Source organism: Microcoleus sp. LAD1_D3 (assembly GCF_036702135.1).
GTDB lineage: Bacteria > Cyanobacteriota > Cyanobacteriia > Cyanobacteriales > Microcoleaceae > Microcoleus.
In genome coordinates this window covers 1-1,901 of the sequence record NZ_JAUBSB010000151.1, presented here as the reverse complement: position 1 = coordinate 1,901, position 1,901 = coordinate 1, and the positions used below count along the sequence as shown (strand labels likewise).

The window sequence follows — 1,901 nt, the reverse complement described above, 5'->3', positions numbered from 1 at the left end:
ATTAATAATTAAATGGGGTCGCAAAATCAAAAATAAGGGCAATGCTTGTATCACAGTTTAAATGTGCAACAGCTTATCCAGTAGTGAACAAGGGTCGGGGTCAGTTCCAAAATCATCGAAATTTGACTTCTTAATCACATATATTTAGCTGCACAATAGATTTTTTCGGCCTCAGTTTCTAGCTGAGCCAGCTTTTATTAGTCTAAACTCCAGTAGATGACATTCATCTAACAATACTCCGGACAGTTTTTAAGCAGCTAAAGTACCATAAGACAAGACTGAAGCAAGGTTAGGGTGATTTAAAATCAAATCCCGGTCTAAATCTAACTTATCAATAAAGGTACAAAGTAGATGCTTATTGAATTCTAGGCGTTTATAAGAACAGATTGAAAACACAAACGACTTGGCAGATGAATGACAACTAGAGAGTTGATGTTTGGCTAAATTTAAGGCAATAAGACTGGCATTAAAATGAAAATCAAGCCGTGGTAAATGACGAGCTTGACAATCAGACAATCCCGTAAATTGCTTGGCATCACGAAAAATAAATTCGATCTGAAAACGAGCCTGATAATATTCAACAATTTGCTCAGGCGGTAAGTGAACATCAGTGCTAAATAATAAAGCATTTTTGATTGTCCCGTTGGCTTGAACCTCCGAGATACAAGCAAAACTAATTTGGCAATTTAAACAACAACGACCCACCTCCAATGTATATAATGAAACTCCCGGTTTTATTTCTTTAACAAAATTAAGACGACTCAAATCATGGCAGTCAACCTTGCCATCATATTTACGTGGAGCTCCCAGTTTCTTTTGTTCACCTGTATAAAGATAGCGTAGGTTAGCATCAACTCTTAATTTGCCAATAAAGTCTAAATTTAACTCCCGCACAGCATCCCAGAATTTAGAGCGGTAGTAATAGCCATCAGCCACCAAATAACGTACAGAAGTGGGGAAGAAATAACGAGTATTCTTTAGATGTTGTGCATAGTCATCAACTCTTGTGATGTCAGGCGTTGAGCTTTGAGGCTCCTGTTTTTTGCAAGATTTCTTAGACCAGCAATTCTTCGGATTTTGTGGCAGTTTTTTCACCGACTTTATTTGAGGACGTGACGGAGTTTGTTGTACGCTTAAGCTATAAGATAAACGAGTCTCAATTTCGACAATAGAAATCACAGAAACTTCCAACCCCTGTTCCGATTTGCCAGCTACACCATTATAAAAATAAGCCTTACCGTCAGTTTTTTTGCCGCTTTTTCTTAAAAAAGAACAATCAATAACAGCAATAATTGTGTGTTCAGGGTTTAAGGCTTCTTTAAGAAAATATTGATTAAATTGTGGAAAGTTAAAGCTTTTGAGAAAGTGACGACGGTAGGTTTTTTCACTCAAACAGCTATAACGACTGAGATTCGTGAAGTTGACCTTGCCATAGACCAGCAAAATAGTTGAAAATAAAGTGATTAAAAACTTCTTTTGGGTTGACTAATCCCTGGCATTTGTTGTAAGATGGATTCCATAATATTCATAAGGCAATCTGTTGAGCTTGTGTGTTTTTATAGCTTAACCGAAAAGAGTGCCTTTTTTTCTGTTTATTTTTGATTCAGATTGCACTCACTTTTTGCACTTCTCTGCTGTATTGCGTAAGCGTTGCTTGCCGAAGGCATCGCATCCCTCTTTAAAAAGTGTCCGGAGTATTGATCTAAAAACAATACTATTATTTCCCCAGATTCTATACCATCCTTGTTTTTAAATAAAATATCGTTAATTTCTGTAGCTCAGTATCCAGATTACACACGCTTCAGAATACTGTGAGTATTGGCCCGAAAAAACAGGAGTATGGTTGAGCGAGAGTGCCATGTGCCGATTCCTCAAAAAGCAGGAACTCACTTTGAAAAAAA

At 37.0% G+C, this 1,901-nt stretch carries 1 protein-coding gene; it reads right to left on the bottom strand.

Translation table 11 applies throughout. The features are described 5' to 3' along the window. Window positions 1-249: 249 nt before the first annotated feature. A complete protein-coding gene (locus QUA74_RS29680; protein ID WP_333336345.1) occupies window positions 250-1,392 on the bottom strand; it encodes a transposase in 1,143 nt (380 codons plus the stop codon). Window positions 1,393-1,901: the final 509 nt, after the last annotated feature.